This window comes from Synechococcus sp. R5-13 (genome assembly GCF_047462015.1).
GTDB lineage: Bacteria > Cyanobacteriota > Cyanobacteriia > Thermostichales > Thermostichaceae > Thermostichus.
This window is the reverse complement of the sequence record NZ_JANSIL010000175.1, coordinates 1-7,936: the sequence shown is the minus strand read 5'-3', so window position 1 is coordinate 7,936 and position 7,936 is coordinate 1. Positions and strand designations below refer to the sequence as shown.

At 58.1% G+C, this 7,936-nt stretch carries 7 protein-coding genes; 1 reads left to right on the top strand and 6 read right to left on the bottom strand.

What is annotated here, in order from left to right:
* Positions 1 to 81: 81 nt before the first annotated feature.
* The 4 genes from queA to NW840_RS12800 all read right to left on the bottom strand — a co-directional run bounded on the left by queA (position 82) and on the right by NW840_RS12800 (position 5,102).
* Complete coding sequence (gene queA, locus NW840_RS12815; protein ID WP_414344683.1) at positions 82 to 1,260, bottom strand: tRNA preQ1(34) S-adenosylmethionine ribosyltransferase-isomerase QueA; 1,179 nt, start codon at positions 1,258 to 1,260, stop codon at positions 82 to 84.
* Between the two features lie 142 nt (positions 1,261 to 1,402).
* Positions 1,403 to 1,984, bottom strand: coding sequence for a dCTP deaminase (dcd, locus tag NW840_RS12810; RefSeq protein WP_414344682.1), 582 nt, complete (start codon positions 1,982 to 1,984; stop codon positions 1,403 to 1,405).
* A gap of 123 nt (positions 1,985 to 2,107) precedes the next feature.
* Complete coding sequence (locus NW840_RS12805; protein ID WP_414344681.1) at positions 2,108 to 2,815, bottom strand: cob(I)yrinic acid a,c-diamide adenosyltransferase; 708 nt, start codon at positions 2,813 to 2,815, stop codon at positions 2,108 to 2,110.
* A 1,075-nt stretch (positions 2,816 to 3,890) separates the two neighbouring features.
* A complete protein-coding gene (locus NW840_RS12800) occupies positions 3,891 to 5,102 on the bottom strand; it encodes a phosphodiester glycosidase family protein (RefSeq protein WP_414344680.1) in 1,212 nt (403 codons plus the stop codon).
* A gap of 327 nt (positions 5,103 to 5,429) precedes the next feature.
* Here NW840_RS12800 and NW840_RS12795 point away from each other — a divergent pair, with 327 nt between their 5' ends.
* Entirely contained in the window at positions 5,430 to 6,356 is a 927-nt protein-coding gene (locus NW840_RS12795) for a D-isomer specific 2-hydroxyacid dehydrogenase family protein (RefSeq protein ID WP_414344679.1), read from the top strand.
* Between the two features lie 57 nt (positions 6,357 to 6,413).
* Here the strand turns inward: NW840_RS12795 and NW840_RS12790 are convergent, their stop codons facing one another.
* Both NW840_RS12790 and NW840_RS12785 read right to left on the bottom strand, forming a co-directional pair.
* Complete coding sequence (locus tag NW840_RS12790; RefSeq protein WP_414344678.1) at positions 6,414 to 7,496, bottom strand: isocitrate/isopropylmalate dehydrogenase family protein; 1,083 nt, start codon at positions 7,494 to 7,496, stop codon at positions 6,414 to 6,416.
* A gap of 177 nt (positions 7,497 to 7,673) precedes the next feature.
* Positions 7,674 to 7,847 carry a hypothetical protein gene (locus NW840_RS12785; protein ID WP_414344677.1) on the bottom strand — a complete coding sequence of 58 codons (174 nt, stop codon included), beginning with the start codon at positions 7,845 to 7,847 and terminating at the stop codon, positions 7,674 to 7,676.
* Between the last annotated feature and the right edge of the window lie 89 nt (positions 7,848 to 7,936).

The window sequence follows — 7,936 nt, the reverse complement described above, 5'->3', positions numbered from 1 at the left end:
ACAAACAGAATGCTATCGCTGCATAGTTGAACAGTGATGTTCAGCAGTGTTCAGCGTAAATGTATCAGGTCAGCCCCAGCCCTAGGGCAAGATGAGCATGCCATCCCCAAAGGAATAGAAGCGATATCCCTGCTCGATGGCCTCTTGGTAGAGATCCAGCAGCCTTTGCCGCCCGATCAGCGCAGCCACCAGCATCATCAGGCTGGAGCGGGGCAGGTGAAAATTGGTGACCAGTCCCTGAACCACCCGCCAGGAGTAGCCGGGGTAGATGAAGAGATCGCTTTTCCCCTGCCAAGGCTGCAAGGTGCCAGAGGCTGCCGCGGTTTCCAAAGAGCGCACCACGGTTGTTCCCACCGCGATCACCCGCCCCCCTCGGGCTTGGGCTTTTTGGATGGCTGCCACCGTTTCTGCCGGCACCTTGAGCCACTCGCTGTGGAGACGATGCTCGTTTACCCGCTCCGCTTCCACCGGTCGGAAGGTACCCAGGCCGATGTTCAGGGTGATGTAGGCCGTTTGGATCCCTTTTTGGGCCAGCCGCTCCAGCAGCTCCTGGGTAAAGTGCAGCCCTGCCGTGGGAGCAGCCACCGAGCCGGGGTGTTTGGCCCAGAGGGTTTGGTAGTCTTCAGGGCGAACTTGTCCTGAGCCCGGGGATCCGGAAGCCTTGATGTAGGGAGGAAGCGGGATCCGGCCCACCTGTTCCAGGATTTCCTCAAAAGGTTGCGCCCCTTCCCACTCAAACTGCACCACTCGCCCACCGGTCTCCGGATCCAAATCCAGGACAGTGGCTCTCAGCCCAGAGGGGGATCCCTCCTTGCTCCAAAAACCAATCCGATCCCCCACCTTCACCCGTTTGCCCGGCCTGACCAAAACCCGCCAGCTCCACGCCTGATCCGGCAGAGGTTGCGCAGCGGCAGGGATCCCTTCCAGACAAGGCTCCAGCAGCAACACTTCGACCCGCGCCCCGGAGGGTTCCTTGGCCCCGAACAGGCGGGCCGGGATCACCTTGGTATCGTTGAGAACCAGCAGATCCCCCTCCCGCAGGTAGTCGGGCAGGTGGCAGAAGCGGCGATGCTCGTGCCTATCCGGGTACACCACCAGCATCCGCGCCTGATCCCTGGGCTCCACCGGCGTTTGCGCAATCCGATCTGGAGGGAGGGTGTAGTCGTAGGAAGCTGTGAGCAGATCCGGATTGGGCTCCCTATCGCCCAAAGGCTCAGCCTCACCGGGGGGAGCGGCAGCAGGCGAAAAAGAGTCAGGCATGGAGATGAATCAAGATGGGGTTCTACGTGGATCCAGCATAGCCAACCGGATCCCGCCAACTCTTTCCCTTTTGGAGGAAGAAAGACGGGTAACGCCCTCCCCCCAATAAACTGAGGGGGATTACTGGCATTCCCCCGTTTCGCTAAACCCTGGCCACCACCACCTGCTGCGGCTGATCCTGATACTTGCCGGCGCGGTCGGCGTAGGTCACTTGGCAGGGATCCCCTTCCAGAAACAGAAGCTGTACCACCCCTTCGTTAGCGTACACACGGCAGTCGGCGCTGGAGGCGTTGGAAAACTCCAGAGTGAGATAGCCCCGCCATCCCGCCTCAGCGGGCGTCAGGTTGGCAATCAGGCCCACCCTGGCATAGGAAGATTTGCCAATGCAGATCACGGTAATGTTATCCGGAACTTGCAGCCGCTCCAAAGACACCCCCAACCCATAGGAGTGGGCCGGGATGATAAAGTAATCCCCCATCTCGTCGTGGTGCAGCTCCACCGCTTCCAGATTCTTGGGGTTAAACCGTTTGGGATCCACCACTGTGCCGGGCACATGGCGGAAGATCTTGAACTCCACCGGCGACAAGCGGATGTCGTAGCCGTAGGAAGACAGCCCGTAACTCAAAACGGGCCGAGATTCAACAGCGCGCACCAGCTCAGGGCAGAACGGCTCGATCATCCCTCGCCGCGCTTGCTCACAGATCCAGCGGTCGTTTTTCAACATGGCTACAGCCGGCTTCCTGGAGAGTGAGGGCACATCTGGTGGACAAGCTCCAGTCTTATTGGGACTCCGCCCCCCTGACGCGACCCGTGTTGCCTAGGTCTTTCGGAGCGGAAACTGTTTGCGCTAGCGGTGCGGAGCAACATGGGCTGCTGTAGGCATAGCACCTGTGCCGCTGACTTGAGGGGGATCCAGAGAACAGGCAACATTCCCATCGGCAGTGCGGAGCCCTGGGCCTGGGATGCCACGTAGGCGCAGCTGCGTGATCAAGTCGGCCCGCTCCAGAAACGAATCCGGCATCTCCGGCCCGGTGATCACCATGTCCATGGAGATGGGGCGTTGGTCGATTAAGCTCAGCACTTCCGCTTCTGGGATCAGGCCCAACTTCACAGCCAAGCTCAGCTCATCCAACACCACCAAGTCATAGCGGCCACTCCTGACAGCCTCCTGGGTAAATTGCCACAGCTCATCCAATGCCACCCGCTCCTCAGGCTCTAGGTGAGGTGTATCGATGCACCGGTGCAGGCGACAACGAACCCACTCCAAGGATCTGCCCAGGGAGAGACGATTTTCGGGCCCCTGGTTGATCCCACCCTTGAGAAATTGCACGATCAGCACCCGCGTTCCCTGGCCGGCCAAGCGCAGCGCCTGGGCCATGACAGGCGTAAACATGCCTCGGCTGGGGTGGGTGTAAAGCTGCAGGGATCCCTGGGGAACCAACTGGGCGGAGAGGGATCCATTCTGCTGAAGGAAAAGCTCGCCGGCAGCAGGGCTGGCTTGAGCCGCAGGCTGTTTGGCGCGGGCTACAGGAGCGGCATCCTTGGAGGAAGGCATAGGATTTGGAGAAGCAGTGCAAACCACGTTCTAATCTCACGAGCAGGCTAGTGGACACGGCCCTAGGTTATAGGGCCTACAAGTGGTGGAGAGCGTCGGCTATGGATTCCATGAAACACCACCTGTGCGTATCCGTCAATGAGTCGGTTCTGCTTCTAGCTGGCATACAAATCATCCCCAATAGAGTAATAGAAAATACAATCCTTGCCCATCCTAGCCTTTTGGCACAAGAGGCAATACCTGAAAAGCTTTGACAGGGGATCTCAATAAAATTTCAGGCCTAGCCCAGAAGCTTGTGTGTGGGGCTATCTCACTTGAGTATAGAGGTGCTCTATAAAAATTTGAGAAAAAGATCAATTTCTTCCAAATAAGATTAACTCTCACAAACAGGAATGCCAGTACCAGCAGCCCACCCACGAGAGAGGAGCAAGGGTCAACCTACCCCAAAAGCCTTGTCCACCAGGAGAGATAGTCATTTTTAAAATAACTATACATTTGGTCGGGAGCCGGGTAGGCCTACACATTAGCGAACATTCGTAGTAGAGAGAATTGTAACCAAAAGTCCAAGGAGTTAATTTCTAACCTCGAGAGTGAAGAAATATAAATTCGTCAATCATCTTCGTCAAAAAATGGATTATTGACAATACTTTTTTGAAAACCAGCATCTAATTTAGCAGAAGCGTAAAGAATTGCGTGCCTTTTATACTCTGAGGTCGTCTTCTTCAAGAGATCGCCTCTTTGATCATTTTTCTTACCGGTCTCAAGGCCAATGTTTTCTACTTAATTTAATCTCTATTTCTGTTATGAGAAATGAGCATTGGGCGTTCAGTTTGGATCCCACTTAAGATTGACCTGCACAAGCTCCGGAGCTTTGGGTGCTGAGATTGCCGGGATCCCATTGCGCAATCAAAGCCGAGTCCTTCCTCTGGCGAGGAGAGATTTTTGTTGAGAAGGTAGATCCAATCCTGGAGAATACTTGACCCCTCATCCAATCAGCCAGAAAGTCCGGGGATCCCACCCTCGATCCCTGGATCAAAGGGAAAAGACTCTATCCCGCCGGCACAAAAGTTTTCTGTCACCGACTTGGGCTTGGGAAAAACCCTAGGCCATTGTGAACTCGGGGTGTACGCCGCCGGGATGGACTGGGATCCGTCTCGCTGTTGAGTGGGCTGGCTTCTGGGTGCCGGTGTTCCCAATTGACGGCCTCTCCCCCCAGCACCAAGGTGGAAGCATTGCCCCCATCCAAGTTCAAGGCATGGCGACAGCCCAATTGCTGCATCAACTGCGCCATCTCCAGCAGGGTAAGCCCTTGGTTTTCCTGGGCATTGCCGGCGGTCACCAGCAGCAAATGTCCGCTGTCCAGTTGGCCGATGGCACTGCGGGCGGCTCGCTGCCTGCGAAAGAGAGGCTGAAATCCCTCCAATCGGGCATCCAAAACCACCTGCCCATCCAAGAGCAAGAGCGGCCCTGCCCCTAGGATGTGGGGATAAGCTTCCAGCTCGGGCGGATCCAAGCGCAGATGAAGGCTGAGGCGATCCCCGGGAACCAGCTTGCGGGCTTCTAGGGCACCTTCTAGCCCCCGCCCTGCCAATACATACCCCTCGCTGGGAATCTGTACCGTCAAACTGCCGGCCAGGCCCGCCACCAGAATTTCTTGCACCTGATCCTGCTGCACCATCACGAGCATTTCGTCGTCCGTTTGGGTGGTGTAGGTGGATCCCCAGTCGGGGGTGAACTGGGAGATGCCGGGCAGGATATAGCCTGTATTGATGCCCACCACCGGGATTTGATCCCCAATGGCATTGCGCAGCTCTGCTTGCATCCGCAAACGGGCAAAGCGCACGGATCCCCCTTCTTGCCCTGCCGTCCCATCCGACCAGGCGATGACCCCACGACCCAAAATGGGGCTGGAGATCCAACGGCCATCCCGACGAATTGCCCCCAGCGGCTGACGGGTGTTGCGGTTGAAAAACCCACCGTTAATGGCGGCTACTGCTCCCTGTTCGGGGCCAAAGGAAGACAGCTCCCCCAGACCCACCAGCCCCGCAGGTGCAGCCCAGATAGGCCGCAGTTGGCCCGCTGCGAGAGAAATGACCACGATAGAAACGGGGATCCGATTGTCTCCAACCCAAACCTCCTTCTGGTACAAAGGGATCCCTTGCACCACCCGCACCGGCTGCACACCGAGGGTCACCTGAGCTTGAGCAGCCACGCTGGGCAAAAAGAGAGCAGCAGTGCAGGCTAACCCCCAGCCCATGACCCAGGCGCTCAGCTTGGTTTTGGACATGTCTTCACGTCTTTAGGGCTTCACCATTGTCATTGGGAGATGATTATCCCCCTGCGGCAAAGGTTCCCATCACAATGAGCGACAACAGGATCCCGGGAAAGAGCAGCGTCACCAAGATCAGCAGTTCGGATAGGGTCATTGGGGAATGCTACCTACTTAAGGATTGAGCCAACACAGCAGCCCTAATTTTCACCCTAGCGATCCTATGGAAGTGGCCCAGGATCCCTTTGGGATCCCTTAACACTCGATCACCGGTTTTTGCGGCTGCCCGTGCATGCCATCTCCGGCAGTATCCTGGCAAGGGGAAAGCCTCATCCAACGGTTCCTATGGGCATCCAAGGCAAACGCATTGCCGTCGAACCCGGCCATCTTCGCCCCTGGCTCAAAGAGGCTGTTTTGGCAGGGGGTGGCGAAATTGTGCCCCTGGCAGAAGCAGAAGCCTTGGTCTGGGCCGATGCCTTTGATGTGCCCGGCCTGAAGTGCTGTCTGGCAGAAGGGAAAGGGATCCGCTGGGTGCAGCTGCCCTGGGCGGGGGTGGAACCCTTTGTTCGGGCGGGAGTCTTGGATCCCGCTTATGTGTGGACTTGTGGCAAGGGGGTCTATGCTCAACCGGTGGCGGAACATGCCTTGGCCTTGACCTTGGCCGGCTTGCGCGACTTGAAGATCCGCGCCTTGGCCCAAACTTGGCAGGAGGGCTCCGGTACCAGCCTCTGGGGTAGCCGTGTGGTCATTTTCGGGGCCGGGGGCATCGCCCAAGAGTTGATCAAGCTGTTGCAGCCTTTTCAATGCTCCATCGACGTGGTGCGTCGCAAGGCGGATCCCTTGCCGGGGGCCACGCGGGTGGTGACGCTCGCGGAACGGCAAACGGTGTTGGCAGAGGCAGACGTGGTGATCTTGGCCTTGGCTCTCACGCCGGAAACTGAGGGGATCATCGCCCAAGCTGAGTTGGAGCAGATGGGATCCCAGTGCTGGCTGGTGAATGTGGCGCGAGGCAAGCACATCGTGACCTCCGACTTGGTGGCCGCCCTGCAGCAGGGGGTCATTCGCGGGGCCGCCTTGGATGTCACGGATCCCGAGCCCCTACCGGATGGGCATCCCCTCTGGAGCTTGCCCAACTGCCTGATTACCCCCCACACTGCTCTTACCGATGCCATGATTGTCCCAGCCCTCTCTAAGCGGGTGCGAGAAAATGTGCGGCGCTTCCGGGCCGGGGATCCCTTGCTGGGGGTGGTGGATCTGGCTTTGGGGTACTGAGGCCCCCAGTCCCTCCCTTTTGAGGAGCCTGGGATCAGAAACATTTGACGCCAAACCCTACTGCGGAGCCATCTCCTGCACGCGGGCAGCAATGGCCTTGGCCATTTCCTGAGTGCCGACAGGATCCCCTGTGGCCAGGTCATAGGTGACCTGCTTGCCCTCGGCGATCACCGCCTGCACCGCCGCCTCCACCCTTGCGGCAGCCTCCCGCTCTCCTAGGTAGCGCAGCATCATCGCCCCGGAGAGGATCAGAGCGCAGGGGTTGACTTTGTTTTGGCCGGCATATTTGGGAGCAGAGCCGTGAATGGCCTCAAAAACCGCAATGCCGTCGCCGATGTTGGCCCCCGGCGCCACCCCCAGCCCGCCGATCATCCCCGCGCACAAGTCGGAAATGATGTCCCCATAGAGGTTGGTGAGCACCAGCACATCGTAGAGCTGCGGCTTTTGCATCAGTTGCATGCACATGTTGTCCACGATGCGATCTTCAAACTCGATGTCGGGATACTCCTGGGCCACCTCCCGCGCCACCTGCAGAAACAAGCCATCGGTGAATTTCATGATGTTGGCTTTGTGCACTGCCGTCACCTTCTTGCGGCCATTCTGGCGGGCGTACTCAAAGGCAAATTTGACAATGCGGCGGCTGCCGAAGTCCGAAATGGGCTTGATGCCAATGGCGGATCCCTCGCGGATGGGTTTGCCGGAGAGGCGCATCATTTCCTCCCGCGCCTGGATGGCTTCCGGCGTGCCCCGTTCAAACTCGATCCCGGCATAGAGATCTTCAGTATTTTCCCGCACCACCACTAGGTCAATGTCTTGAAAAGGGCTTTTGACACCGAGCATGGATTTGGCCGGGCGCAGGTTGGCGAAAAGATCCAGCTCCTTGCGAATGGCCACGTTGACCGAACGAAAGCCAGTACCTACGGGAGTGCCAATCGGCCCTTTGATCGCCACTTTGGTTTCCCGAATGGACTCCAACACCTGGGGTGGCAAGGGGGTGCCGTATTTCTCGATCACCTCCACTCCTGCTTCTACCGGGATCCATTCGAACCGAACCCCAGTAGCCTCTAAGACCGTGGTCATCGCCTTGGCCACTTCCGGGCCAATGCCATCCCCAGGGATCAAAGTCACACGATAGGCCACAGATGCTTCTCCTCGCAGTGTTAACGACAGCGCAAAAACTCCGCCTTGCCAGCGTGAGAGGATCCCCTACAAACGGGTCAGACAACCGGGGATCCGTTGAGCTTAAACGACTATAGAACAGGTTGAGACCGAAAATGCTGCGTCCGCTACCTTGAAAAGACTGGGCTGGGGACAAGATTAGGAACTCGGCGGCAAAGAGATCCGCAGTTCCACCACTGTGCCACTGCCAAAGCGGCGACTACGCCAAGCAATGCTTGCCCCGATCAACTCGGCTCGGTAGCGCATGTTGAGCAACCCGTGGCCATGGCCGGGCGGCTGGGCGGGATCCGCCCCGCTCTTGGACTCCAGCATACCACAGCCATCGTCGATGATCTTCAGCTAGAAATCGCAGGAGCCCCGCACTGTACCCGTAGGGTCAGTGTCGGGAGGAATGCGGAAGT

Coding starts and splice junctions, on each gene's coding strand:
- dcd (WP_414344682.1), bottom strand. CDS start 1,984: ATGTTGAAAAACGACCGCTGGATCTGTGAGCAAGCGCGGCGAGGGATG.
- NW840_RS12785 (WP_414344677.1), bottom strand. CDS start 7,847: ATGCTGGAGTCCAAGAGCGGGGCGGATCCCGCCCAGCCGCCCGGCCAT.
- NW840_RS12805 (WP_414344681.1), bottom strand. CDS start 2,815: ATGCCTTCCTCCAAGGATGCCGCTCCTGTAGCCCGCGCCAAACAGCCT.
- NW840_RS12795 (WP_414344679.1), top strand. CDS start 5,430: ATGGGCATCCAAGGCAAACGCATTGCCGTCGAACCCGGCCATCTTCGC.
- queA (WP_414344683.1), bottom strand. CDS start 1,260: ATGCCTGACTCTTTTTCGCCTGCTGCCGCTCCCCCCGGTGAGGCTGAG.
- NW840_RS12800 (WP_414344680.1), bottom strand. CDS start 5,102: ATGTCCAAAACCAAGCTGAGCGCCTGGGTCATGGGCTGGGGGTTAGCC.